The sequence below is a fragment of the Sphaerochaeta sp. UBA5849 genome (assembly GCA_002432715.1).
In the GTDB taxonomy this organism is placed as follows: domain Bacteria; phylum Spirochaetota; class Spirochaetia; order Sphaerochaetales; family Sphaerochaetaceae; genus Sphaerochaeta.
The window spans coordinates 94,146-119,529 of record DJGJ01000037.1; the positions used below are offsets into that span (position 1 = coordinate 94,146).

The 25,384-nt window shown below is 51.8% G+C and carries 22 protein-coding genes; 6 read left to right on the plus strand and 16 right to left on the minus strand.

From position 1 onward, the window contains the following. Nucleotides 1–79 precede the first annotated feature (79 nt). Nucleotides 80–2,116, plus strand: a complete 2,037-nt coding sequence (locus B3K89_RS06655; RefSeq protein WP_293891563.1) for a hypothetical protein — start codon at nt 80–82, stop codon at nt 2,114–2,116. 380 nt (nt 2,117–2,496) lie between these two features. Here the strand turns inward: B3K89_RS06655 and B3K89_RS06660 are convergent, their stop codons facing one another. From B3K89_RS06660 to B3K89_RS06680, 5 genes are read right to left on the minus strand one after another with little or no spacing between them, the layout of a single operon-like run. Beyond that, nucleotides 2,497–4,245, minus strand: a complete 1,749-nt coding sequence (locus B3K89_RS06660) for an NADH-dependent [FeFe] hydrogenase, group A6 (RefSeq protein WP_293891560.1) — start codon at nt 4,243–4,245, stop codon at nt 2,497–2,499. Nucleotides 4,246–4,266: 21 nt separating this feature from the next. Continuing rightward, on the minus strand, nt 4,267–6,054 hold the full coding sequence (locus tag B3K89_RS06665) for an NADH-quinone oxidoreductase subunit NuoF (RefSeq protein WP_293891557.1): 1,788 nt from the start codon (nt 6,052–6,054) through the stop codon (nt 4,267–4,269). Then, entirely contained in the window at nt 6,054–6,458 is a 405-nt protein-coding gene (locus B3K89_RS06670; protein WP_293891554.1) for a (2Fe-2S) ferredoxin domain-containing protein, read from the minus strand. The genes B3K89_RS06665 and B3K89_RS06670 overlap by 1 nt, the downstream gene beginning before the upstream one ends. 2 nt (nt 6,459–6,460) lie before the next feature. Continuing rightward, complete coding sequence (locus tag B3K89_RS06675; protein WP_293891551.1) at nt 6,461–7,075, minus strand: ATP-binding protein; 615 nt, start codon at nt 7,073–7,075, stop codon at nt 6,461–6,463. Between the two features lie 20 nt (nt 7,076–7,095). After that, on the minus strand, nt 7,096–7,569 hold the full coding sequence (locus B3K89_RS06680) for a complex I 24 kDa subunit family protein (protein WP_293891549.1): 474 nt from the start codon (nt 7,567–7,569) through the stop codon (nt 7,096–7,098). Between the two features lie 178 nt (nt 7,570–7,747). Here B3K89_RS06680 and B3K89_RS06685 point away from each other — a divergent pair, with 178 nt between their 5' ends. Beyond that, the gene (locus tag B3K89_RS06685; protein ID WP_293891546.1) at nt 7,748–8,383 is read left to right on the plus strand and encodes a redox-sensing transcriptional repressor Rex; all 636 of its coding nucleotides are present in this window, start codon (nt 7,748–7,750) and stop codon (nt 8,381–8,383) included. Here the strand turns inward: B3K89_RS06685 and B3K89_RS06690 are convergent, their stop codons facing one another. From B3K89_RS06690 to B3K89_RS06725, 8 genes are all read right to left on the minus strand, one after another. Then, complete coding sequence (locus B3K89_RS06690; RefSeq protein ID WP_293891543.1) at nt 8,384–9,379, minus strand: endonuclease/exonuclease/phosphatase family protein; 996 nt, start codon at nt 9,377–9,379, stop codon at nt 8,384–8,386. A gap of 32 nt (nt 9,380–9,411) precedes the next feature. Then, nucleotides 9,412–11,640 (minus strand): MFS transporter, encoded by a 2,229-nt coding sequence (locus B3K89_RS06695; protein ID WP_293891541.1) that lies wholly within the window; start codon nt 11,638–11,640, stop codon nt 9,412–9,414. Nucleotides 11,641–11,646: 6 nt separating this feature from the next. Continuing rightward, the gene (locus tag B3K89_RS06700; RefSeq protein ID WP_293891538.1) at nt 11,647–12,225 is read right to left on the minus strand and encodes an ATP-dependent Clp protease proteolytic subunit; all 579 of its coding nucleotides are present in this window, start codon (nt 12,223–12,225) and stop codon (nt 11,647–11,649) included. A gap of 112 nt (nt 12,226–12,337) precedes the next feature. Next, a complete protein-coding gene (locus B3K89_RS06705; RefSeq protein WP_293891536.1) occupies nt 12,338–13,066 on the minus strand; it encodes a hypothetical protein in 729 nt (242 codons plus the stop codon). Next, entirely contained in the window at nt 13,056–14,483 is a 1,428-nt protein-coding gene (locus B3K89_RS06710; protein ID WP_293891534.1) for an AAA family ATPase, read from the minus strand. Before B3K89_RS06710 ends, B3K89_RS06705 begins: the two co-directional genes overlap by 11 nt. 150 nt (nt 14,484–14,633) lie before the next feature. Then, a complete protein-coding gene (locus B3K89_RS06715; RefSeq protein ID WP_293891531.1) occupies nt 14,634–16,061 on the minus strand; it encodes an RNA-binding domain-containing protein in 1,428 nt (475 codons plus the stop codon). Between the two features lie 177 nt (nt 16,062–16,238). After that, nucleotides 16,239–16,832, minus strand: coding sequence for an RloB family protein (locus tag B3K89_RS06720; protein WP_293891528.1), 594 nt, complete (start codon nt 16,830–16,832; stop codon nt 16,239–16,241). Between the two features lie 56 nt (nt 16,833–16,888). Beyond that, nucleotides 16,889–18,187, minus strand: a complete 1,299-nt coding sequence (locus tag B3K89_RS06725) for an ATP-binding protein (protein ID WP_345907201.1) — start codon at nt 18,185–18,187, stop codon at nt 16,889–16,891. Between the two features lie 240 nt (nt 18,188–18,427). Here B3K89_RS06725 and era point away from each other — a divergent pair, with 240 nt between their 5' ends. Next, on the plus strand, nt 18,428–19,309 hold the full coding sequence (era, locus tag B3K89_RS06730) for a GTPase Era (RefSeq protein WP_293891884.1): 882 nt from the start codon (nt 18,428–18,430) through the stop codon (nt 19,307–19,309). On the opposite strand, the gene B3K89_RS06735 is transcribed toward era, so the two are convergent. Both B3K89_RS06735 and lysS read right to left on the minus strand, forming a co-directional pair. Beyond that, entirely contained in the window at nt 19,306–19,929 is a 624-nt protein-coding gene (locus B3K89_RS06735; protein ID WP_293891522.1) for a flavodoxin family protein, read from the minus strand. The genes era and B3K89_RS06735 overlap by 4 nt on opposite strands. Nucleotides 19,930–19,991: 62 nt before the next feature. Continuing rightward, nucleotides 19,992–21,566: a lysine--tRNA ligase gene (gene lysS / locus B3K89_RS06740; protein ID WP_293911017.1), complete on the minus strand. Its 1,575-nt coding sequence runs from the start codon at nt 21,564–21,566 to the stop codon at nt 19,992–19,994. Nucleotides 21,567–21,647: 81 nt separating this feature from the next. Between lysS and B3K89_RS06745 the strand changes: the two genes are divergently transcribed. Continuing rightward, entirely contained in the window at nt 21,648–22,310 is a 663-nt protein-coding gene (locus B3K89_RS06745; protein ID WP_293891516.1) for a septal ring lytic transglycosylase RlpA family protein, read from the plus strand. On the opposite strand, the gene B3K89_RS06750 is transcribed toward B3K89_RS06745, so the two are convergent. Further along, nucleotides 22,294–23,757, minus strand: coding sequence for a phytoene desaturase family protein (locus B3K89_RS06750; RefSeq protein ID WP_293891514.1), 1,464 nt, complete (start codon nt 23,755–23,757; stop codon nt 22,294–22,296). The two genes, B3K89_RS06745 and B3K89_RS06750, sit on opposite strands and share 17 nt — an antisense overlap. A gap of 118 nt (nt 23,758–23,875) precedes the next feature. Here B3K89_RS06750 and B3K89_RS06755 point away from each other — a divergent pair, with 118 nt between their 5' ends. After that, nucleotides 23,876–24,856 carry a hypothetical protein gene (locus tag B3K89_RS06755; protein WP_345907202.1) on the plus strand — a complete coding sequence of 327 codons (981 nt, stop codon included), beginning with the start codon at nt 23,876–23,878 and terminating at the stop codon, nt 24,854–24,856. Further along, nucleotides 24,850–25,368: a hypothetical protein gene (locus B3K89_RS06760; protein ID WP_345907203.1), complete on the plus strand. Its 519-nt coding sequence runs from the start codon at nt 24,850–24,852 to the stop codon at nt 25,366–25,368. Before B3K89_RS06755 ends, B3K89_RS06760 begins: the two co-directional genes overlap by 7 nt. The last annotated feature ends 16 nt before the right edge of the window (nt 25,369–25,384 follow it).

Sequence of the window (25,384 nt, forward strand, 5' to 3'; positions counted from 1 at the left end):
GAATGTACCCGTTGAAGAGAAAAAAGAAAAGATGTGAAGCGATTTCCCACCCTTCCTTCCTTTGTGGTCGGAGGAAAGAATGAATAGAACATCAATCACTTCTCATTGGTTTCTCATCCCCCTCATAGGCCTTTTGTGCCTGATGCTCGGAGGATGCAAGGAGGAGAGCGCGGCTCGGTCCACCTTGCAGTTGAGAATGGTGAGCAAGGAAGCGGCTGAACGCTCCCTGGTTCCCCAAGACACTCCCCTGGAAGTGTCGCGTTATGTGGTGGAAGGCGAAGGCCCCCAGGGAACCACCTTCAGTGTCATGAGCACCACGCAAAATCTGGAAGTGGAAGGGCTCTTGATCGGCAATTGGACCATCACTGCTGTAGGCCAGAACAGCAACGGCGTCGATCTGGTGACAGGTCAGGCGACAGTCAATCTGACACCGGAGCCGTCACCGGTCACCATCGAACTGGACAGCCTGGCAGGCAAAGGGCTGCTGAGCATCCAGCTTGCATGGAACGCCCTGAATGTCAGCGACCCTTCGCTGCAGGTGAACCTCACCGATGAACAGGGCAACACCCAGGTTCTCAGCCCTACCACCAACAACATGGCCGAAGGCTCGGTGACCTATTCAGGACACTATTCGGCAGGCTCCTACCTTTTGAAGGCCCAGCTCTTCAGCGGCGGCACCGCCGTTGCAGGGTGTGCGGAGGTGGTGAGAATCGTGGGCAACAGGACCACCGAGGGAGTAATCACGCTGCAGTTGGACAAGTATGCCAACGTCCCTTCCGGCTTGACCCTGGTCAACCAGCTCGGGGTTCCGGTGGTGTGCACGATTCTGGGAATCAGTGATACGGTCAACGCCCTGCAGCCGGTCACCGTCAGCCTGAGTGCCGCCGATACATCGAATCTGGCGGTCGATTGGTACCTCGACGGGGTCCTGATAGGCGCTGGCTTGGACTGCTCTTTCACTCCGGCCAGCGGCACCCATCGTTTGGACGTCATTGCAAAGGGGGCCCTGAAGGCTAGTTCCGGGTCGGCCAGCATCTCTTTCACCGCCACTGTAAACGGGGAGACCGGAGTCCCGATCCTCGTCAGCACGGTACAGGACAATACCGGCGGTATGCATATCGGAATCGATGCCCATGCGGCATTCCTTCCCGATGGAAAGATTTTGCTGGCCAGTAATCAAGCGCAGACCATCCAAGTCTGCAGGATTGTCCGTGATTCGTTGGAAGTCGTGCACACCTACACCGCAGCCGATGGGTTCTGCACCAGCGGCATCACCGAACTATTGGTCGACCACGCTTCAAACAGGGTGGTCATTGCCGACTCGGTTACACCGGCTTTGACCATCTATGAGTACGACATCGCCACCTCGTCGCTTACCAAGCGTCTTAGCCGCAACAACAGATACGGATACATCGTACCGGGAGACCTCACGTTCCCCTATCTCACCGACCTTACCCTCGTTCGCAGTTCTGGAATTCTTTACGGCCTGCATCCTCTCAAGGACCATGTTGTTGAGACGAATTTCTATGTAAATGCAGAAAAAGACCTGTATTCGGATTACTACTACACGCGATATCCACAGTACAACATTCCGTATGCAGGTATGGCCATCAGCGCTACAGGAAAATCCTCGGCGCTCACCCTGAAAGAAAATTCCATGCTGAAAATTTTTCGCCAGGGCACCATCGTCGTCCCATTCACCAATCCGGTTGAATTCAACTCAGGCAACACCCCGTATCTGAACAATGTAGCCGAGGTGAAGTTTTTGAACGATGACAACCTGATGTATGCAACAGACAACGATGTGGGAAGATTCACCTATGCGAATGGAACCTGGGAACAGATGGAGGTATACTCTTCGGGAGAAAACGGGATAGGAAACATGGACGGCATCGTGCAGCTGTTGCCCAACCCGTCGGGAACCAAGCTGTATGTCCTCACTCCTACCACCTTGCTGACCTTCCAGTGCCCGTCTCCAAGCTTTGCAGCAACCCATCTGGATACCAAGGGCTTGGAGTCCTACCAAGCATCGAGAATGGATATGTCCTTGAAGCAGGATATGCTGGTCATCACATCCAAAAGTTCTTCTTCACTGCTTCTGTTCAGAATCCCCTGATCAATTGTGCAGGCGGGAGCTGTAAAGTTCCCGCCTCCCCATTCTCAATCAATGCCGCACCGTCCCCGTCCATACTCCTGCAATGATCAGCACATCAATTGCAACGAGCTCAAATAAAAGAAACTTCGCTCGTTTGGTGGTGGCGCCTTGTGATGGACATCCTCCCGATACCAAGCCCTTGGCGCCGGTACGCAACACCTTGTTGCATCCGCATCACCCCTGTCAAATGTCATCTCATGCTGGTTTTTTCCTTGCGGGTAGATGAGCTGTCCTCATCATCGCTCAGATGAGAGAGACCCGGACATTGCTGCCCGGGTCCTGTCATGAAAGAGAAAGGCCCGGCCTGTCGGGGGCCGGGCACATTGGATACTGGCCAACCATCAGGCCTTGTAAACAGGAAGATCCTGATAGGTGGTATGCAAGAGGTGATGGGCCTTGTGGCTCATCGGCTTTTCGAGGAAAGTCTCGTAAAGCTTCTGGATCGACTCGTTCTGGTGCGAGCATCTCACTGCACTGTTCTTGTCGTCGGCATAAAGGCCTGCCGAGCGTTCATTGCGCAGACTATCGGTTGCACCATAGGGCTGTCCGCCACCGGCGATACAACCGCCGCGACAGGCCATAACCTCGATGAACTCATAGGGAGCCTGCTTGCCCTCTGCCTTGGCAGCACGGATTTCATCCATCACTTCCTTGACATGGGACAGGCCATGCACAACAGCAACTCGAACCGGTGTTCCATCAAAGTCAACGGTTCCCTTCTTGATCTCGGCAAGACCGCGGACCACATCGACTTCAACGTTCTGCAGTTCCTTGCCGGTTACGACATGGTAGGCGGTGCGGACCGCAGCTTCCATGACGCCGCCGGTGGCACCGAAAATAGTGCCGGCACCGCTGTACTCGCCGATCGGACTATCGGCTTCTTCCTCTGCAAGCGAGAGGAAATCAATTCCCTGGCTCTTGATCAGGCGGGCGAACTCCCGGGTGGTCAACACCAGGTCCACATCCTTGTGGCCGCTGGCATACATATGCTCGTCGCGTTCGGACTCATACTTCTTGGCGGTACAAGGCATGATGGCAACGGTGTACATCTTCGCCGGGTCGATACCCATCTGCTCGGCGTAGAACGTCTTCTCGATGGCTCCCACCATCTGCATCGGGCTCTTGGCACTCGATACATGGTCGAGCAGGTCGGGATAGTACTTCTGTACGTAGTCGACCCAAGCCGGACAGCAGCTGGTCAGCTGGGGAAGGGCGCCGCCCTTGGTCAGCCTCGTGACCAGCTCGGTCCCCTCTTCCATGATGGTGAGGTCGGCACCGAAGTTGGTGTCATGCACAGTCTTTGCACCAAGCCTGCGGATTGCGGCATAGATTTTCTTGGTGGTCACAGTTCCTGCAGGAAGGCCGAAGGATTCGGACAAGCCTACACGAATCGAAGGAGCGATCTGGACGACGACCTGCTTCTCAGGGTCGGCAACAGCTGCAAGGAAGGTTGCATTCTCATCCTTCTCATAGATGGCACCGACGGGGCAGTGTGCAGCACACTGGCCGCAACGCACGCAGGGGCTGTCGTCAAGCTTGAGCATGGCGGCGGGAGCCATGCAGGTCTCATCACCGCGTCCGATGAACTCAAGGGCGAAGACACCCTGCAGGTCCTGGCAGACCTGTACACAGCGTCCGCACTTGATGCACTTCTCAGGGTCCAACACGATCGATGCCGACGAGGTGTCTTTCTCCCGATCGCTGAGGCGGACTTCGAAGGGCTGTTCGCGGATGCCGAACTCTGCAGCAATGTTCTGCAACTCACATTCACCATTGCGGATGCAGGAGAGACAGCTGGAGGGGTGCGTGGACAGAATCAGTTCCAGAATGGTCTTGCGGGCTTCAAACAACTCGCGGTCGTGGGTGATGACACTCAGACCTTCATTGACCGGTGCTGCACAAGCACGAATGATCTTTGCGCTGCCTTCCTGCTTCACGATGCACAGACCGCAGGAGCCGAAGGGCTTGAGGTCCTCATGGTAGCAGAGGGTCGGGATCTTGACCCCGGCCTGCTTGGCCGCATTCAATACGCTGGTCCCCTCTTCAACTTCAACGGGGATGCCATTTATCTTCACATGTACGATACTCAATTGTTTCCTCCTCTCCTGATCCTAGTGGATTTCGACGGCGTCGAACTTACAGGTCTCCATACAGACACCGCACTTGATGCAGAGAGCCTGATTGATGACATGAACCTGTTTTCGTTCGCCAGAGATTGCAGCGACGGGGCACTTGCGTGTGCAGGCCGTACAACCGATACACTTCTCGGCATTGATCGTGTAGGAAATGAGTTTCTTACAGGTGCCGCTGGGACAAGTCTTGTCCACGATGTGGGCGAGATACTCTTCCTTGAAGTGCTTCATCGTAGAGAGGACCGGGTTGGGAGTGGTCTGTCCCAGAGCACACAGACTGCCCTTCTTCATGGCTTCACCGATGGTAGCGAGTGTGTCCAAATCCTTGAGTGTGCCATTGCCTGAAGTAATCTTCTCCAGGATGTTGCACAAGGACTTTCCACCGATTCTGCATGGTGCACATTTGCCGCAGGATTCATCGACCGAGAAGTTCAGGTAGAACTTCGCAACGTCGACGATGCAGTCGTCTTCATCCATGACGATCATACCACCGCTTCCCATCATCGAGCCGATTCGAATCAGCGAGCCGAAATCGATCGGGGTATCGAGGTTCTCTTCGGTGATGACGCCGCCGGACGGACCGCCGGTCTGCACAGCCTTGAACTTCTTATCATGGGCGATGCCGCCGCCGATGTCGTAGATGATCTCACGCAGGGTGGTTCCCATCGGGACTTCCACCAATCCGGAGTTGCGGATTTTACCGGTGAGGGCGAAAACCTTGGTTCCCTTGCTGTCGGCAGTACCGATCTTGTTGAACCAGTTGCCGCCCTTGGTGAGAATCACCGGGACGTTCGCCCAGGTCTCAACGTTGTTGATGACCGTCGGCTTGCCCCACAAGCCCTTGACAGCAGGGAATGGGGGACGAGGCTGGGGCATGCCGCGCTTGCCTTCGATGGACTGCAGCAGAGCGGTTTCCTCACCGCAGACGAACGCACCCGCTCCCAGACGGATCTCAATGTCGAAATCAAAACCGCTTCCCAGGATGTTCTGGCCCAAGAGGCCGTATTCACGGGCCTGCTTCATGGCAATCTCGAGACGGTGGATGGCCAAGGGATACTCGGCGCGGATATAGATGAATCCCTGGTGGGCTCCAATGGTCTTTCCGCAGATGGTCATGGCTTCGAGAACCGAATGCGGGTCGCCCTCACAGGTGGAGCGGTCCATATAGGCACCCGGGTCGCCTTCGTCAGCGTTGCAAACGACATATTTGGTGTCGTTTTGCACCTGGCGGGAGAAATTCCATTTCATCCAGGTCGGGAAGCCTGCACCGCCGCGACCGCGCAAGCCTGCAGTCTTCAGCTCCTCGATGATCTCATCACCGGTCATCTCGAAGAGAGCCCTTTCCAGACCCTGATACCCTTCACGGGCGATATATTCGTCGATGTTCTCGGGATCGATGAAACCGCAGTTGCGCAGTACGATGCGGAACTGCTTCTGGTAGAACTGGATGTCCTCAACCTTGGCATGCTTGCGGCTCGACTCCTTGTCATAGAGCAGGCGGGTGACTTCACGGCCCTTGATGACATGCTCGCTGATCAGCTCCTTGGCATCCTCTGGAGTGACTTTCACATAGAAAGAGTCCTCGGGAAGGATCTTGACGATCGGGCCTTGCTCGCAGAAACCAAAACAGCCGGTCTTGACGACCTGTACTTCGTCAGCGACTCCCTGTGCCTTGCACTCCTCTATCAGGTTCTGGTAAATCTGGTCCGAGCGGCTTGACTCACAAGCGGTACCTCCGCAGACCAAGATGTAGTTTCTGAACGCCATTATTTACCCCCGTTCTTCTTGATGATGTCAGCTGCCGGCCGATCGAACATATGGTCGGTCACCAATTGCTTGCCGATGATGTGCTGCTCAACAATCTTGCGGGCGGTTGCAGCATCCACTTTCCCATAAATCACGTCGGGCATGCCGGGAACGATGACCTCGATGGTCGGCTCTACATAGCACAGGCCCATGCATCCGGTCTGGGTGACCGAGACGTTCTCAATCTTCTTTTCTTCCAGGACCTGCAGGAAGGTGTCAAGTGCAGTCTTTGCACCGGCGGCGATACCGCAAGTACCCATTCCCACCACAATGCGGGAATCCTTCCCTTCGATGTCGCGCTTCTGCAGCTCGCTCTGTTTCTGTTCCCTGAGCCTTCTCAGCTCCTCAAGTGTCATTTTAGCCATGTTCACATCTCCTGTTGTTTGGAAAGCGGCGCTTTGTTCTTGTGTGCATCCAAATTCACGTAATACTTTCGTACATCATCTTCCTGTGAAGCAACATACTCCTTCAGCAGGTTCAATGTTCCACTGGTGGTCAAGGGCCCGAGGACCTCCTCAAGCTCCTGCTTATCCAGCCGGTAGCCCGTCGAACCTTTTGCCGTGTGTATCGTCCGTTTGATGACAAAATCCTTAGCCAGCGGGTGTGCCAGCAAAATGACGAACGTTGCACACAGGTCCCCAAGTGGAGGAGCATCAAGGTGGGCCAGGTTGAAACTGAATTCAACGGTGGTACCGACCCCGACTTCGGAGTGGAGAGCAAAGGTTCCCTCGCAGGCTTCACAAGCCTGATTGAGAAACGGCAGCCCCAATCCTACCTTACGTTTTGCGTGCTTTTTCCCATCCGTGTAGAACGGGTCGAGCACCCTTTTCTGAACCTCTGCATCCATCCCCTTCCCGTTGTCCCGAACCGTACAGGAAAACCTGCTTTCGGTCTGGTCCACCGCCAGTTCAACGTATGAACTGTCTGCCTCGAAGGAGTTCTGAACGATATCAAGCAGATAGTCGTCGATGCAGATATGCATTGCGAAGAGCGCCTCTCTTCTTACCTGAACTTCGCGATGATTCCGGAAACCTGGTCTTTGGTGACCTTGCCGAAAACTTCTCCACCGACAGTCATCACGGGTGCAAGCCCGCAGCAACCAACACACCGCACGGCCTCGAGGGAGAAGTTTCCGTCTTCGGTAACTGCTCCGACAGGCAGGGTAAGCTGCTTGTCCAGCTCGTCGATGATAGCCTGGGAACCCTTCAGATAGCAGGCGGTTCCCAGACATACCTGGATGTTGTGCCTGCCCGGCTTGGTCAGCTTGAAGAAGTGGTAGAATGATACAACACCCCAGATGGTGGCCAACGGTACGTCAAGAAGGGCCGCCACCTGATCCGCCGCTTCGCGGGAGATGTAGCCTTGTTCCTGCTGTACCTTGTGGAGCACCATGATGAGATTACCCGGCTTGGTTTTCCATTCCTTGATGAAAGACACCAAAGCGGGTGAAAACGTGAATTCGTTATTGTCCGACATGTAACCTCCAGTACCCAAATAAACGTTGCGAGTATCCTAGCACTTTTTCAGCAAGCTTGTACATAACATTTTTGGTATAAAACGGGTTTTTATCTGCAACACTCGAATTTTCAGAACAATATATTGACGTAAATAGAGAGTTAATGTACACTTTTTCACATAAATAGGAGTAAGTGAGATGAACAACGACCAACTCATACGAATCACCCGATACTATCGCTCCCTTAATCGTCTGAAGACCATCGGACTTGAGAAAGTGTTTGCACATAACCTAGCCGATGCCGCCGGCGTTTCGGCTGCAATCGTACGGAAAGATTTCTCCCAATTGGGAATCCATGGGCAGAAGCGGGGCGGATATGAAATCCATGACCTGCTCGTCTCCTTGGGAGAAATCCTGGGCAAGGGAGACAGCCAGAACTGCATCATCATCGGCTGCGGAAGAATCGGGAAAGCCCTGATGCACTACAACGGCTTTGAGCCTGACGGCATCCGCATCGTCGCAGGCTTCGACAGCGATCCCCTGGTCTACAGCGACGCCTCCCACCCGGTTCCCATCTACCCCATCAGCAGGATTGATGAGGTGGTGGAGGCTCTGCAAGTGACAGCGGGCATCATCACCGTCCCCGAGCAGGCAGCCTCGGACAGCTACGAACGGTTGCTCAAGGCCGGTGTCATGGGCATTTTGAACTTCAGCCCCATCACGCTCAAGCCCCAGGCGACCGAAGACGGAAGGATGCCGGTCGTGCACAACATCAACATCGCCTTGGAACTGGAGCAGATTTTCTACGAGCTCAAGTTTCCCAAAGTGAAATGACTAACGCCGCTTGAGGGTCATCAAGACCGGAAAATGGTCGCTGACTCCCTGCAACGTTCGAATGTTCCACGCATAGGGCCTGCCGTCGCTGCTGCACAGTGACGGCAGGTTCTCTATGGAAAAGCTCTCATACTCCCACCCCATCCCGTCAAACAGCTTGCCATTTGCCAGAATCTGGTCGTAGCGGTGCCACAATCCATCCCAGCTGCAGGAACCAGGTGCACTACCCTTCCAGCTCTCATCCAGATACGGGCAGTAGTACAGGCCGGGAGCTAGGGCGGCATGGTCCCCCACCAATCCAAGGGCTCCTGCCGCTTGAAGCCTGGTTGCTTCAGGATGATTCATATCGACCAATGCCGGAGCAGAGGCTGCAGAGTCCCACACGCTGGAAGGATCTTCGTTGAAGTCGCCGCACAGCAATACGGCCGACCCGGCTCTCTCATACGATGCCCGCGATACAACCTTGGCAAGGGAGAGCCGAAGGTCGGCCCCATCCCCTATCCGGCTTTTCGCATGCAGGGCGAACAAGCTGATATCCCCGCCTTCCGTACAAATGGTCGCCTCCAACACAGGCCTGATCCCGGCAGAGGCATGCACGGTGCTGGAAGCAATCGGGTGGCGGCTGATGACGGCTACCGAGATGGCGGCATCGGTTCCTTTCGCCACTGCATACCAGCGGTATCCCTTCCGTCCCAGATGCAAACAGAGCAGGTCCTCCACAACGCGGGGACCTTCCACCTCCTGCAGGATGATGACATCGGGAGAAAGAAGCTTTTCACTCAGCAGCACCTTGGACAGGGTCTCCAGGCGCATGCGATAGGAACGGTCGTTCCAGACCTTCGGATCCTGATACTCAGGATACTCCCCTCCGTCCAAACGGGCATCGAAAAGATTTTGTACATTGTAGGAGAGCACCCTGAACGTCTTGGGGTCGTGTTCGATATCACAAGAACAACTACAGAGCAGCGACAGGCAGAGAATTATAAGGATGAGCATGCAACCTAAGAAAAAAGGATGCACATCTTGCTTCAGTTTTTGGCGTTCTTGCCCAACGAGTAACTGAAATAGAGCATGGCCAGGGCATCCTGTATGTCGAACTTCTCAATATCCATCTCCCGTGAGTGCAACAGTCCCTTTTTCAGGTTGTCGAAGCAGGGATCGAAGCCAAGGTCGCTGTTGTCCAGGATTCCCAGGCAGAAGTCCCTGAGAGCCACCCAGTCCTGATTCTTGAAATACGCAAGCACCTCATGGTAATACAGGTCGATCTGGGTGAGGTCCCGGGCCTCGGTGAGGAACGGGGAGAGGAAATCCTTGGGAATGCCCAGGTTCATCTGTTCATAGAGCTGGGCAAGGCGCGGAGAACCGAACTTCAAAAAGCTTGCAATGACCGCGTACCGGGTTTGGCGGAAGGTGGCGCTCCGTCCTTGGTCGATGGATATGAAAAACTCCTGGTAGAAGGAACCGCTCTTGTCCATGAACCGCTTTGCTATAAGATAGTCGATCACTTCATCGATGTGTTTTGCCGAGTGGCTGAGCTCATTGACCAAATTCAGGTACTCGGTGCTCTCGGTGATTCTTGCAAGGCTCTTGCTGGCCATCGACCGCACCGACGACCATCGACCGTGAAGCATCAACTGTACGAGCGCATCCTTTGCCTTCTCCTCCTTGCGGTAGGAGCCGAGGGCGGCGATGGCGTCAAGCTGAACATAGGAGTCGTCGTCTCTTGCCACCTTGATCAAATCATCCAACAGCGATTTCCTGGGCCGGTCGGCAAGGGTGCGCACCGCCTCCAATTTATCAGGCGAGAACGGGCTGGCCAGGATCTGGCGCAGCTCGCTGGTGGCAAGGTTGTTGAAGTTCTCCCCAAGGCTGAGCATCAAAAACCGGCGCTTTGCCGGGTCGCTGGTGCGCTCAAGCTTCTCGATCATGGAGACAGCCCGGATGCCGTGCATCGAAAATATTACTTGCGCAGCCTCCTGGGAGGAGTAGGCACCCACTTCCTGCAGTCTGCTTGCCACCAAGGCTTCGATCATGGTCAGGGCGATGGCAAAGAGAAAAACCAGGGTGTAGCCGTTGCCTGCGGCCTTTCCATCGAAGACGAACAGGTTTCGGGCGATTTCGCCTTTATCGGCCAAAAAACCGCTGAAGATTCCTACAAAGAAAGCGATGATGGCGATGACAAAGTTGACCATCGAGTTGAATGCAACCGTTTCATCATCCGGCATGACCTGGGCGACCAAGCGGAAGGTCAGAAGGCTGATCAATGCAACAAAGAAGTTGGTGAAAAAACCCAGGACGAAGAACCAGATGGGAATGACGTTCTTGGTGATCAGCACCCAGGCCATGAAAAAGAAGAGCGAGAAGAGGCTTGAGAAAAACACCAGCGGGCGCGATCCGAGCCTGTCGGAAAACTGCTTGCTGACATAGCTGGCTGCCATGACCGACACGCCGAGGACCACCGAGTATACCACGACCAACGAGTTGGAAAGCCCCAGCTCAATGCGCAGAAACGGTGTAGTGAGGCCGAAAATTACGGCGACTGCCGTTGAAAGCCAGCGCAGGATCAAGCGACGGCGGAACATTTGCTGGGCCATCGCCTCCTTGAAGAGGACCATGACCGTCCTGCCCTTCTTGAAAACAATCGTGCTGCGTGATGGAATAAGGGACATTTCCCGGCTAGCAAAGAAGTTAACAAACACTCCCACCATCTGCAGTCCAATCAGGCCGGCCAGACCGCCGAAACGCTGGACGCCCAACACCAGGGCGGTGAGGCAGCGCACCACAATCGATGAGCTCTGGTAGGCGGCATTGACGTTGGCCACGACCTTGCCCCGGTTGGAGACACTGCTGATGTTCTTCAGCGTCGAGTCGTTCAGTGCGATGCCGATCATGCGGAAGACATTGAACAGCGTATAGACCACCAGCAACAACAGGACTGCAAGGTCGCCGGAAACCGCATACAGGCCCAGGTAGCCCAGACACACCACGCCGCGCAACACCCAAACCAAGGATTGCACCTTGATCTGGTTGCGGCCGTGGAACATTTGAGGAACAAAAGGAAGGATGATGCCGGCTATATAGCTGGCTGACGAGATATAGCCCAAGGCAATGTTACCGGCACCGAAGTAGATAGCCAAGAGATACACGATGGTATCACCGAGCAGGCTGTAGGCGACACCGTTGTACAGCTCCTGGCGGTACATATGCTTCCTGCCGACTCGTTTCTCTGCCTCGCTGAGGTATTTTGTCTTGCCCATGGCCAGTTACAGCTCACTCCTGGAAGAGACAATCCTGCTCACCAACCCATACGTCTTGGCCTCTTCGGCCGAGAGCCAGTGGTCGCGTTCGGTGTCCAATCTGACTTCTTCGGCACTCTTGCCGGTTTCTGCAGCGATCAGGGCGTCGAGCTTGAGACGCAGCTTCTCCAGATGCAGTGCATGAATCTCAATATCGGTTGCTACACCGCGCATCCCGCTCATCGGTTGATGGATCAGGTAGGTGGAGTTGGGAAGTGCGATGCGTCGCTCGGCGGGAACGGCCAACAGCACCAAGGAGGCGGCGCTGGCAACCAGGCCCATGCCGATCATGGTCACGGGTACGCTAACAAAACGGGCCATGTCGTAGATGGCATAGCCGGCATCGACATCGCCGCCGGGGCTGTTGATGAAAATCTTGATCGGTTCGTTGCTCTCGCCTTCGAGTACCAAGAGCTGCTTGATCACAGCCTCTGCACTTTCCTTGTTGATCTCCCCGGAAAGGAGGATGCTTCTGGTCTTCAAGAGCTTCTCTTGCATCTGCGGATCCTGCACGGCAGGCTTCTTCTCTTCTTCTTGTTGCGGCATGGGACGCCCCTTGTGTATGGTTTAGGACAAAAGTCAACCCAAGTATACGGGATAAGGGCGGCCTTGAAAAGGGAGATGGGTTTGAGATGCATAGGCAAAACCCGACCATTCATCACAAAGTATCCAGCATCGGCATGAGAGGTGCACCAGGACGTTCAGAAGCTTTTGCTATACAGAGCCCAAAGTTTGTGTGACGCTCAAGAGGATGCTTCTCTTCCTTGATAAAAGCCCAGGACTGCAGGTAAGGCAATCCGATAGAAAATGATGATTCAACAATGAACTGTACAAAATCAGGAATGTTTGAGCAATATTTTCTCGCAAAGTGTAATGATTCTCTTTCCTTCTCGTCGTCTGAAGCATTTTGTTTGTCGTACAAAACATGATCCAGGTTACAGGACATGAAATACACTTGATAGGGAATGCCATAGAGAGTTTGTGTCGAAGTAATCCTGTTGATACAACCTCGTTTCACTCGATTACGCCTACAGATTCCCTGTACATCAGCAGTACGGATTTCGGTAGGTGAGTAGATTGGGTTCTTGGCCGTCATATCTTCTACAACCGCTTCATCGGGAATGTAAGCCCCATCCATATCTACAATGTGAACGATTTCCTGAAAATGTGTTTTTGCAAGGTGATTGGCCTTCATGTAGCTTTCAATAATTACACCAAGCATGCTCAGGATTGTCGAGAAACCTGCTCCTTTAGCTGTCGTTACATCCCCATGTGTAATATGGATGTATACTGTATGTTTGTCATAGATACGATTCAACAGCACGCCAAGCGCTTCATCATCGGAAGGACCTTCTACAATCACGAACACAATTTTTCTACGAGCCACAGTATTCTCCAGCCTCCCTAAACGAAAGAGCAATATCTGCATTGTTTGTCTGCTCATACAGCTCTTCGTCCTGTTCACCAAGCATGATGTCCCTGAAATAAAAGTCACGAAGGTTATTGTTCTCCTTGACGTTTGTCATTCGGACATAGCGATTCCGAGGATTTGTTGTGGTAAAAGCAATGAATCCGCGGTCAAGCGTTTCAAGCGGGCGGAGATTGTGTGAGGTGAAAATCAATTGTCCTTTCCCCCTCTCTGCGATGATGCCAAGCAGCTCTCCGAGAAGATATTCGAATACTCCCGAATCAAGTTCATCGATTGCTACTGTGATGGAAGTCTGATTATACACAACGATGAGAAGCTGGAGGATGGAAACGATTTTCTTGATTCCCTCAGACTCATAACTGAGGGGGATTTCCTTGCTGTTCTTATGAGACATAAGTTGGATACGGCAACCTATATCACCGTTTTCAAGTACTTGTGTTCCCAAGTCCTTGATATGTATCGTAAGTCCAGGAACTATCTTTTGGAGAACCACATTCATATTTTGTATAACCTTGACGACAACATCCTTCGCTTTCTGCGGTATCACAGCCGGTTCATTCAGTGGAAGCATCATCGAACCGATGGCGCCCACCTTTCCTTCGGCAAACTTGAAACGCAAAGGCTGTGCATTGAAACTGATAAGGCCGGCATTGGTTGTATTGATGATGAAAAGCTCATGGTTCCCGAAATTCACCAAGCTCTCGAGGATGCTTGCATAGAAGAAAAGCTCGTTCTCAGAGTTTTCGGATTTCGAAACCGTACTTCTGATAGCACCAAGCAATTCACTCGAGAACACAAAAGAGCGGGATTGGACACTTGCAAGCTTTTTCGCAACTTGAAGATCTGTCTCGATTTTTCTGTCATTTCCAACAAGTAGCTGCCGCTTTGGATTGGGAAGGAAAACCTCCGAGGTATCTGTATCGATAAGCTTGCCAATTCGTATTTTCTTCTCACTTACAATTGGGCACTTAAGCAATTCGTTGTATAAGCGAACACGCTTCCTGTGTTCATTTGAATGAATTGTGTTGGTATTCTGTTCCAAAACATCAAGAACAGACTGGATGCTGAATTGGTATGTAACGATGGAACGCTCCTCTGGTGTTGTTACGATGAACTCGTAGACAAGTGTGGCAGATTCGGAATCGACGTTGATGTACTCTGCAAATTTTTCTGGAATAGGCCTGCCGCACAGTACGTATTTCAGAAGTTCCAAAGCATCAATCAACGCTGTCTTGCCTGAACCGTTTTGTCCATACAGTCCTACAATGCTGGCCTTATAAGCTTTCCTCGTGTTTATGAACGACAGAGAACCTTCAAGTACATTCTTGAAGTTGTGTATTGAAATTCCGCCAAGTCTGACTGAAGCATTTTTCATTGGATGCCCTCCATACCTTTTCTTCATCTACTAATATTCCATGAACACTCCTTATTGTCAATATGAATACCATTTTCTATACATTTTGTACCTTTTTCTGGTTTAAAAATGCCTCTATCTGCATCAGATTATTTCTCAAGCCAATGCAGGTTACACAAACTCCCAGTACCCATACCGCTTGCCCTGCTTTCGAGTGAGCACGTTGGTCTTAACCAAGTCAGATATCTCCCGCTTGATTGTGGAGACAGAAACATCCAACTGATCAGCAATCTCTTGTTGGGTTATGTGTGGGTTTCTCTTGACCAGAGTGAGAATTCGAGATGCCAGGGTATGAGCGACCGGCCTTTCAAATGTTTCGCTGTGAGATACAGACTCAGAATACGGGCCAACGGTTGCAGTTGCAACCTTCTGAAGCGGGATTTCAATTCTGAACACGTCGCCCTCAGTAAAAATCGGCTCTTCACCGCTGTACAGCTTCGAATACGTATAGGTATTGCGCATCCCCGAGCCTAAATCATCAGCAAGCCCGATCTCCCTGAAGACTTTCGAGATGGGGGGATTTTTTGGAAAGGGTTCAAACGTTGCGGGATTGAGTACGCCAATTCCATGTGAACGATTCCCATTCTCCGTAAGGACACGATCCTTCTCAATGATAAACTTTGCGACAAAGGCATTGGAATAGTCGCGATGGGCAAGCGTATTTGACACTATCTCACGAAGAATCGCATCTCTTGCGCTAATACGTTGTATGCCCTTCAGGGTAAACAGATCATTCAAATGCTTTCGACCGAAATCAATCAATCTGGTATAGCTATCCAATAAGTTTGTACTGATGACATCCCTGTCATCATAGCGATCAACATTGAATACACGAAAAATCGCATCGGTTTTGTGATGTGGCAGTACTGACAGTATCAGGTTATCGGTCCCGAACAGGAGAATACTTGCAAGCGTAAGGCCTTCCTGACCGGTAGCAGGATCCTGCAGGATCAAACCGGCACTTCGCAGCAGCTCTTCATCAGACAGATAACGCCATGGGTGATGATTCGTCATGCATGAGGCCATGGTTCTTGCACGCTCGATCAGGTCGGATCGCAAATCGGAGACAGAGAACACAGGAAATACCGTATTCACATAGCATATGCCTTGTTTTCTGGAATACAGTTGATACACAAGATGTTCATTATCGGTGATATCAATATCCGAGTCATGACTTCGATCAAATATTCTTCCATTGCATCGGCATACACTTTTTGTGCATGGTACGTGGATATATAAAACTAGTTTTCCCTCATACTCGTAGAGAATAGGCGTCAGGTAAAGAGGCGGGCTGATTTTGTTGCGGTTGTTTACTGATGTAACAAAATTCTTCATCAAGGATACCGTATGTTCCTCTTCAATTCCAATGATGTGCCCATCATCGAGCACGCCAAGAAAGAGATGTCCACCGTTCCGATTGGCAAAGGAACAGACAGTGGAATACACATCTGATGGGATGGATGTCGTCGATTTCTTGAATTCCACATCCAAGCCTTCACCCTGCGCAATCAATGCCAATATGTTTTCAGGGATAGTCATACAGCATCTCTCTTTTCACTTCCATGCGCTTCTCCTTGATACCCGGTTCGTTGAGTATATCATATGAGGGTAACCGTAGCCGGCATACTCATCCTAAGAAGCAGGCTTGCCTCCTTCGCTTCAGATCTTCGATGAGTCTCTATACGTTGTATTTGGTTGAAACCTGTCTCTTCCATTTCATGGTCGGCTCAAGGCAAGCAAGCGATCGAGTAAAACATGTACAGTGGTGGAAGACTCCTCCTCTGCAGGGGATTGGTGGGGATATCGGTCATAGATACGCTTTGCACGTTCAATGGCAAGGTCTACCCTACGTTTCCTATACTTGGCGTCATAGCCAAAAAGCAAGTGAAAGAATTCTGGAGTAATTACCTTGCTGCCGGTTGCATCATACCACGCTCCCAGAGGTTGTATCGCTCTATTGATTAGATCTGCATAGTGATTGCGATGCAATGCGCCTCCCTGATGGTCATTGAAATGAAGTAGCAACCAATATTCAAACGCCTGATTGGAATAGGCAACACGGAAACCTTTTGCTGAAGCGAGTACTATTGCTTGGTTGAAATCCTGATCGGGAAAATCATCCTTGTCAAAAACACACCAGACTTCATCAAATGCCTTGGATGTCACCAGCTGCTGAGCCCTCCTGACCAAAGAAAGGGTGTTGCATCCCTGCCCAACCACTTCGATGGTTGCTGTCTTTAACTTCAATGCATTGAAATAGGATGGTTCGGTTTTCTTTCCCTCGCACACAATAAGAAAAGTTGGAAGCATAGCTCTTGTGGGCTTTTTCCGAGAAAGATTTCGGCTCTTTTGCCTGCGATTTTTCTCTACTTCCCTTGAGGCCACGGTTTCTCCTGTTCTGAAGCAACGTCACTGCAATGTTTGAATAGTTGAATATAGGGAACCGCCCCATATTTGCCTTGCAGGTAATTCGTTTCAAAATTCTCGCTTTTTCTGACTTGAACCGACTTGAATTCGGAAAGTGCATACAGACGAGAAGCTTCACACGCATTCTTTTGTACAAACCAGATTTGATCTTTCCTCAATCGATCGGATTGAAGAACGATTGTATTCTGGATCGTGGCAACCAATTGGGCTCCTTTGGTATTTATAGACGGATCGTTGAACAACGATACCAGTGCAAGCACGAGGTTTGGATGCAATCGGGCATCAAACTCATCTATGAAAAGCGCTTTGCCTTGGTCCAGGGCATCGAGTATGTGGCCGGCAAGGGAGAAAAACCTTCGTGTGCCATGTGATTCATCCTCGTCCATGGAGAACTCAATTTTTCCAACAATGCTCTCGTTCGCATCATACACATAGTGTTCGGTCTCACACGCAAAAGCAGCCATGTCCTGGGCGTCTGTTGCTTTAGCCTGTACAGGAACCTTCATATGGATATCCAGTATTGCAAGGTCTGCCATTTTCATCAGGTTCATCATCTTTTGGTGGAATACCGGCTGCTCTTTCACCTTCGCCACATACCATGCATAATCATATTCGCCGAGGCCGGAAAGGACTGTTACACCGTGTTGGAACCACTGGACAACAGAACTGCAGATCGCATCATTGAACTGCGCTGCCACAGAAAGCATGAGCGCATTGTCCCGCACCAAGTTCTCTGACCGGAGAAGGTTTCCTTTCTTGAAATACTTTGCATGCGTTTGCAGGGTATGGTCGATTGTATCACGGTAGAAAATCTGATGCTCCCTTCCCTCGCTCTTGTAGTACAACCATTCGGAAAGAACTTGCTTGCGAGTGACTTCAAATCCATACCGAAAAATCGCCTGGTTTTGAAAGAAGATGATTTCGAACTCGCTTGGTTCGTTCTTGGTTTCTTCACAAAGCAGGAAGGGTTTGGTAGGGATGTCTTCACCGATCTGGCTCTCCTTGGATGAATCAAGCACAAATTTACGAAAAAATGCCAGAGACTCGAACAGCTTGGTTTTACCAGAAGCATTTGCCCCATGCACAACCGCGGCTCGCAGTATGCGAAGTCTCTTCTGTGGTACATGCTCGACATTCTCAAGCTCGAGCGTAGTTTTGTCATAATTGGACGCAACGAAGCTCAAATGCGCGGTCTCCTTGAAGACGGTGTAGTTTTTAACTGAATACTCGAGTATCATATTTCCACCTTTTAGACGCTTTTACGTCTAATAATAGCTCTAATACTAGAAAGATAACGCATATAATGTCCATTCTCAACAAATAACTGCATTAATCGGAATTATTGCAACCAAAACAGCTAATTCGAAATATACCTTTTTACCCTAAGAAGCAGGCTTGCCTTCTTCGCTTCAGATCTTCGATGAGTCTCTATACAAGGCAGTCCAAATTCCCGATACTTACTGTAAGGAGCCATACCCATGAAATGTGCCACGGTTGCCATCATCGGCCGACCATCAGCAGGCAAAAGCACCCTGCTCAATACCATCTGTGAGATGAAAGTCTCCATCACCGCCTCTACACCCCAGACAACACGCAATGCCATCAGGGGAATCTATACCGACAGCCGCGGGCAGTTGATCTTCACCGACACCCCGGGTTTCCATCTCAGCGAGAAGACGCTCAATAAGCGTCTGCAGGAGACTGCGCTCAAGAGCCTTGAGGAGAGCGATGCCGTGCTCTACATCCTCGACTCAAAGCGCAGCGCCGGCGAGGAAGAGCTCGCCCTGGTCTCGCATATTGCCAAGATCAAGACTCCGGTGGTCTGTGTCATCAACAAGGCCGACATCATCCGCGACAGCGAAGAAGAGGCGGCGAAGGCCTTTCTTGCCGAGCACCTTCCCGGCAGGCCGGTGCTGAAGGCTTCGGCCAAGCTGGACGAGGGAGTCGATGAAATACTGATCGAACTGTTCAAGCTTGCCCCGGAGGGCGAGCTGCTCTACCCCCCCGATGCCTATACCGACCAGAACCTTGAGTTCCGCATCAGCGAAATCATCCGTGAGAAGGCCATCAACCTGGTGACAGAGGAGATCCCCCATGCCATCTATGTCACCATCGAGGACATAGAGCACACCGAAGCGACCAATACCATCTGGGTGCGGGCAGCGATCATCGTCGAGCGCGATACGCAAAAGGGTATCGTGGTCGGCAAGGGTGGTGCGAACATCACCAAGATCCGCAAGGGTGCGGAGCCCGAAATCCGCCAGATTTTCCCCGGCAGGAAACTCAGGCTCGACCTCAGGGTGAAAGCCCAGGACAAGTGGAGAAACAACTCCGTCGTCCTGGACAAGATCCTGCGCTAACGGATGTAATTCGTAACAAACCGGCGTTCAGCTTCGGGAGCGGCCAAACCTGCTTGTCTACCTGCTTCAATACAATGCAGCAGCCAGGCAAGGTTTGCTCCAAGGTTGCGCATAACCTGTAGTCCCTCAAGGTCCTGTTCAACCTCGGAGGGAGAGTTTCCATGCACACTGTTCCAGTACGTTGAAGAGACCACCGGCATGCCGCTGATGGTGAAGTACTTGTTCAGCTGGTCGAAGGAAGCACTTGCCCCTCCTCTTCTGCAGGAGACCACCGAGGCGCCGGGCTTGAGGTACATGCGTTTGGAAACAACGCGGAACAATCTGTCCAGGAAGGCGCTTGCAGCCCCTGCAATACTGGCATAGTGGACCGGAGATCCAAGAATGAGGGCATCAGAGGCGAGAGCCTTCTTGGCCGCTTCATTTACCTTGTCGTCGTTGAAGACGCAAACCCCGTGCTTGAAGCAGTAGCCGCAGTCGATGCAGCCGTGCAGGCTCTCCTTGCCGATCCACAGGATTTCGCTCTCAATTCCTTTCTCCTGGAGAACAGAAGCAATCTCCTCTAGAGCGCGATTGGTGCAGCCCTTCTGGTGAGGACTGCCGTTGATCATCAAAACATGCATAGAAACCTCCAAACAAACAACAGGGAGCCGAAGCTCCCTGCAAGTATGCCATACATCAGTAATCAATAGTTGGAAAGAATGGCCAGGACCTTCTCTTTTCCACAGGTCTGCAAGAAGGGCCCGAGCTTCGGGCCGCGGTCCTTGCCGATCAGGATGGTGTAGACAAGCTTGAAGAAATCCCCTGTATCGAGCCCGTTGAGCTTTGCAGCATCGTAGAGGCGTGTGGTGTACTCCTTATCCTCCAGCTCGTCCATCTGTTCAACAACCTTGACCAGGTCATGGATGGCCTTGGCCTCTACCTCGTCAAGCTCTACCAAGGGGTCTCCCTCATGCCAGAGACGGTACTTGAAGTCCTCGGGGGCGAAGGTGGTGATCCAGTTCCAGGCGCACTTGCACCGCACCCGCAGACGCTCCTTCTGGCTATCGGTCATCTCACCGAGGGTGGAGATGGCACGCTCGATATCCCCTTCATGCAGCTGAAGCAGGTTGCACAGGTGGCGGAAGGGAATCTGGTAGGAGGCTTCAGAGGGGATTTTTCCGACCTGGCTCAGCTCGTAGATTCTTCTCTCCTTCTCCCTGCGCTTCTCGTTGACTTCCTGCAGGCCGAAGTAGATGCGCTCGCAGGTATCGTAGTCTTCGTAGATTTTCAACACATCGAGGTCGAAGGAGATGGAGAACTCCGTGTTCGGCCGGGTGCCGGCGAACATGAAGCGGGTGATCTCGGGAGTATAGACTTCCAGCACATCGTAGAGGGAGATGACCTCGCCGCTTGAGGAAGAGATCTTGCCTCCCCTGCCCTTGATGCTGATGAAGTCGTACTGGAACGATACCGGAGGCTGGCCGCCGAAAACCGTCACGACCTTCTTGGAGGTATCGAAGCTGCCGCCTTCACTGTGGTGGTCCTTGCCTGCCGGCTCGAAGTCTACGCCTTCATAGGCCCAACGCATGGGCCAGTCGATTCTCCAAGGAAGCTTTGCATAGGGGGTAGTGCGAAGATCGATGGTTTCCGTCTGGCCGGTCTCGTCGTCACGATAGGTCACATTCCACTCGCCGTCCCAGTCGAGGATGGTGGTGGTATCCTTGTCGGTGAAGGATGAGAAGACGGAAATCGGCCACCAGTCAGCCTCAAGGGGTTCGGTTCGGAACTCGTTCAGGATCGCCCTGATCTCTTCTCTCTTCTCAAGGGCGGTTCTCATGCCCTGGGCATACATGCTTGCGCGATACCGCTGGGCCTGATAGAGGTACTCGGGCTCTACACCGACGGTGGGAAGGATTTGCTCGACATCCAGCTCGTTGGCACGTGCGTAGTTCTCCGCCCTGCCGGTGGTATCGGGAACCAGGGTGATGGGTTTGCGCAGATAGGTTGCCAGCAGCTCGGGCTGGGGCATGTTCTTGGGAACCTTGCGGAACACATCATAATCGTCCCAGCTGTAGATGAAGCGGACCTGTTTGCCTTTGGCCCTCAGGGCCCTCACCACCAGCTCGACCGAGATGATCTCCCGGAAGTTTCCAATATGGACTGTGCCGGAAGGGGTAATGCCTGAGGCGCAGGTATAGACATCCTTGTCCCCTTTCTCACGAATGATCTTGTCGGCGTATATATCCGCCCAATGCGTAGATACGTTCTGTTCGCTCATAAACGTCGATTATAGTGAATCATATTCATCAGTTCAACTGCTGGTTGCCAAAACAAAGACCGAGAGCTTATACTCTTGAGTATGAAACGATTGACAGCATTGCTTGCAGTACTTCTTATCGCCTCGTTCGCCCTGACTGCGGCGGATGAGCCGCTTCAGCCGGGTTCGGTCATTGAGAAAGGGATTGCCTCTTGGTACACCACCGACAAGAGTGAGAGCTTGACTGCCAATGGTGAGATTTTCGACGCCAATGCCATGTCGGCAGCACACAAGAGCCTGAAGTTCGGCACGATCGTCAGGGTGACAAACCTTGCCAACGGCAAGAGTGTGGATGTTCGCATCAACGACCGCGGACCCTATGTCGATGGAAGGATCATCGACCTCACCCCGGCTGCGGCCAAGCAGATCGACATGCTCACAAGCGGCATCGCATCGGTCGACCTGACCCTGATCTTCGAGCCGGAGGTTCCCGAGTCAAAATACAATCGCGCCGGAGACACCGGCTGGTACCAGATCCAAGTGGGGGCCTACTCCTCCCTGCTTACCGCCTATGCCCAGTATGACAGACTGCTTAATGCAGGGCTCAAGCCCTACGCCGAGCAGCTTGCCGACTCCCAGGCGGTACGCCTTACCGTGCGTTGGGTTCCGGCTTATCAGCTGGACAGGACGATGAAGGCTCTTTCAGCCCTTGGCTTTGCCGAAAAGAATGTGCTGAAGAAGAGCGAGGTCAACCCTTACCGCTGAAGCGCTTTCCATCCTGCTTGCAGATCATTCGTGCTATGTCCCGTCCATCCTTTGCCGCGGCGGGAAGCCCCCCGCCGGGGGCCGTCCACTGCCCGATCATGGCAAAACGGGACAGGCCTTCCAGCGTCTTGGGCAGGCGTGCAGAGAGGGTTGCCTTGGTCGGGGCGAAGCCCTCGAAGCTGCCTTTCCAGTTTCCGGTGTAGCGGATGACCGAGTGGGGTGTTGAGACATCGACTATGTCGATCAAGCCTTCCAGTGGTCCAAATAAAGCTTCCAACCGCATGACCACCTCGTCTGCTATTCTCTTCTTCTCCTCTTCATACTCCTGACGATGATCAGAGGCAAGCTTCTCCCATGCCTCCCACTCCCATGTGTTGATCAGGACTGTCACCAAGGTACAGCCCTCAGGTGCGAGGGTGGGGTCAAAGGCGTAGACATTCAGGCTGAAATTGTTGTGCGACGTCCCATCGCAGAGAACAAGGGGCTCATCAAAGTAGGGAGATGAGGAATGAACAAACTGCCGAAGATCTTTCTTGATGCCTAAGGCCACCATGACGGTAGAAGGGAATAGTGGATACTGTTCATACGCTTTCTTGTATGCAGGGCTGAGATACAGTCCCGATAGCATTGCGTAGAGCGTGGTATACCCGTCTGCAGCGCTGACCACATAGTCGGCATCAACAATCCGGCCATCCGAAAGCTGTACGCCTACTGCCTTTCCTTCTGAAACCAATACCTTTTCCACCGGGCTGTTATACCGGAAGGAGACACCAAGAGAAGAAGCTTTGCGGGCGATGTTCAGAGCAAAGTTCAAGGACCCTCCGATTGGATAACCTGCGCTCTTGTACGGCTGTTGGGAGAGGCCGAGGGTGAGGGCAATGAGGCTCCAGTCGGGTGGCAGGGAGGAGAGGAAAATCTCGCGCAGCCTTGGATTGGTAAAGCGCTTGGCATACTCTTCCACCGGTACAAGATGGCCCATCATGGTAGCGAACTGTACCAAGGAAGCGAAGGGGTTGCCGGAGAAAGACCCTGCCAAGCGCTTGAGGCTCCGATGGAACTTTTTAATTTGTTTTGCATCCTCCGGAGCGAGGGCCAGCAGCGACTCCTTCAGCTGTTCAAGGTCGCTCGATAGACACAATGAGTCCCCGTTGGAAAGACCTATGGTGGTGAATTGGTCGAAGTTTACAATTTCAACCGGAGAACCATCGGCATTGGTGAAGGCCCCCAGTTCCTGCCACAGAGAATAAAATGGAGTTCCTTCGCGTGATCCCATCAGCCAATGGATGCAGTAGTCGATGGTATAGCCACCTCGTTTCCAGGAGGTGCAGAGGCCGCCAGGCAGGCTGTGCTTTTCCACAACAGTAACGCGGTAGCCGTTTCTTGCAAGGTAGGAGGCTGCAGAGAGCCCTGCTACTCCTGCTCCAATGACAACGATGTGCTTTTCCATGTTACTACCTCCAAACACTTAGTCTTGTGTATTGTACCATACTCAATACAAATGAGAAGAAAGTCATTGTTACATTACTTTTGACTTGTTTCATATATAATGGTACTTTAATAATATCATGAAACAAAAAGACTATACAACGTTGAATGACTATATGAACGTACTGTTTGGTTCCGGTACTGACATACAGAGATATGAAATGACAGACACGATGCCGCTGTATTTAAGCGATGGCTATAACTTTCTTCTTATAACCTTGCAGGATATCTCATTCATTGCCATGGAGCCGCTTTCACAAGAGTACCGTTTGCCTACGGTGGTCTCACACCTCGCCAAAGCATCACAGATAACACAACTGCACTGTGCTTTACTCTTCTCATCACTGCGATCGCAGCAGAGAAATGCGCTCATCCAGCAAAGGATTCCTTTCGTGGTACCAGGGGCGCAGCTCTATCTTCCCTTTGCCGCCTGTATGTTTACTGAAAGGCTATGTATACATCACCCGTTGCCGGAAGCGATGGCTCCGGGTACCCAACTGGTTTTCTTGTACCTCTACTATCAGCATTTCGATTCTGCAGTAACCGCGACCGAACTGGCTGAAACGTTGCAGCTTTCAAAGGCAACGCTTACCAGGGCAATATATTCACTGCAGCAGATCGGGCTTGTTTCGGTGCAAAACGAGGGAACAAAGAAACTACTGACATTGACAACCAATTCAAGAACAGAACTGCTCCAAGCAGCAAAGCCCTACCTGCAATCACCGGTTTTCAAAACCATCTATCTTTCAAAGAAGCCGGAGAAGGCCTTGCTTGGCGGCATATTGGCATTGAGTTCCCTGACGATGCTTTCACCGAATTCCCTGGATGGGGCGTATGTCGTACCGAAGCGTGAAGCAAAACACCTAAAGCCTCAGAAGATGGATAGACAGGATTTTCTGGACTTCGGTGGTTATGCTGTTGAAGTTTGGAACTATGATCCCACACTGCTTGCTACAGACAAGACAGTAGACGATATCTCATTGCTGCTGAGTTTCACCGGCGAGTACGATGAAAGGACTGAGCAGGCACTGGAGATACTTAAGGAGAGGGTGTCGTGGTAAATGGCATTGATATCTTTCGAGATCGATTGGGACAGTATAATGATCAGTTTGCCATAATTGGTGGCACAGCTTGCAGTATTCTTTTTCATAAGTCAAATTTGGAATTCCGATCAACATATGATTTTGACATCGTAGTGATCATAGAAACGTTGAACTCATCATTTGCGAAAGCATTTTGGGATTTTATTCACGAAGGAGGGTATGCAATTCAAGAGAGGAGTAGTGGAATTCCTGTATTTTACCGCTTCTCACGTCCATCGAATGATACATTTCCAAGAATGATCGAGCTTTTCTCAAGAATTCCTGATGGATTCCATCTCTATAAAAACAGTGAACTCATTCCAATCCATATATCAGATGAGGTTTCAAGTCTATCAGCAATACTCCTAGACGATGACTATTATAGTTTTCTCAAATCTGGTATTGCGATTGTAGAAAATCTTCCTGTATTGAAGGCTGAGTATTTAGTTCCTTTCAAGATAAAAGCGTGGCTTGATTTGACTGAACTGTAATTCCCGGTAGTTTTCC

Coding starts and splice junctions, on each gene's coding strand:
- B3K89_RS06700 (WP_293891538.1), bottom strand. CDS start 12,225: ATGCCGCAACAAGAAGAAGAGAAGAAGCCTGCCGTGCAGGATCCGCAG.
- B3K89_RS06750 (WP_293891514.1), bottom strand. CDS start 23,757: ATGGAAAAGCACATCGTTGTCATTGGAGCAGGAGTAGCAGGGCTCTCT.
- lysS (WP_293911017.1), bottom strand. CDS start 21,566: ATGAGCGAACAGAACGTATCTACGCATTGGGCGGATATATACGCCGAC.
- B3K89_RS06670 (WP_293891554.1), bottom strand. CDS start 6,458: ATGGCTAAAATGACACTTGAGGAGCTGAGAAGGCTCAGGGAACAGAAA.
- B3K89_RS06675 (WP_293891551.1), bottom strand. CDS start 7,075: ATGCATATCTGCATCGACGACTATCTGCTTGATATCGTTCAGAACTCC.
- B3K89_RS06680 (WP_293891549.1), bottom strand. CDS start 7,569: ATGTCGGACAATAACGAATTCACGTTTTCACCCGCTTTGGTGTCTTTC.
- B3K89_RS06725 (WP_345907201.1), bottom strand. CDS start 18,187: ATGATACTCGAGTATTCAGTTAAAAACTACACCGTCTTCAAGGAGACC.
- B3K89_RS06655 (WP_293891563.1), top strand. CDS start 80: ATGAATAGAACATCAATCACTTCTCATTGGTTTCTCATCCCCCTCATA.
- B3K89_RS06715 (WP_293891531.1), bottom strand. CDS start 16,061: ATGACTATCCCTGAAAACATATTGGCATTGATTGCGCAGGGTGAAGGC.
- B3K89_RS06665 (WP_293891557.1), bottom strand. CDS start 6,054: ATGGCGTTCAGAAACTACATCTTGGTCTGCGGAGGTACCGCTTGTGAG.
- B3K89_RS06735 (WP_293891522.1), bottom strand. CDS start 19,929: ATGCATGTTTTGATGATCAACGGCAGTCCTCACCAGAAGGGCTGCACC.
- B3K89_RS06695 (WP_293891541.1), bottom strand. CDS start 11,640: ATGGGCAAGACAAAATACCTCAGCGAGGCAGAGAAACGAGTCGGCAGG.
- B3K89_RS06755 (WP_345907202.1), top strand. CDS start 23,876: ATGAAACAAAAAGACTATACAACGTTGAATGACTATATGAACGTACTG.
- B3K89_RS06745 (WP_293891516.1), top strand. CDS start 21,648: ATGAAACGATTGACAGCATTGCTTGCAGTACTTCTTATCGCCTCGTTC.
- B3K89_RS06720 (WP_293891528.1), bottom strand. CDS start 16,832: ATGCTTCCAACTTTTCTTATTGTGTGCGAGGGAAAGAAAACCGAACCA.
- B3K89_RS06685 (WP_293891546.1), top strand. CDS start 7,748: ATGAACAACGACCAACTCATACGAATCACCCGATACTATCGCTCCCTT.
- B3K89_RS06710 (WP_293891534.1), bottom strand. CDS start 14,483: ATGAAAAATGCTTCAGTCAGACTTGGCGGAATTTCAATACACAACTTC.
- era (WP_293891884.1), top strand. CDS start 18,428: ATGAAATGTGCCACGGTTGCCATCATCGGCCGACCATCAGCAGGCAAA.
- B3K89_RS06690 (WP_293891543.1), bottom strand. CDS start 9,379: ATGCTCATCCTTATAATTCTCTGCCTGTCGCTGCTCTGTAGTTGTTCT.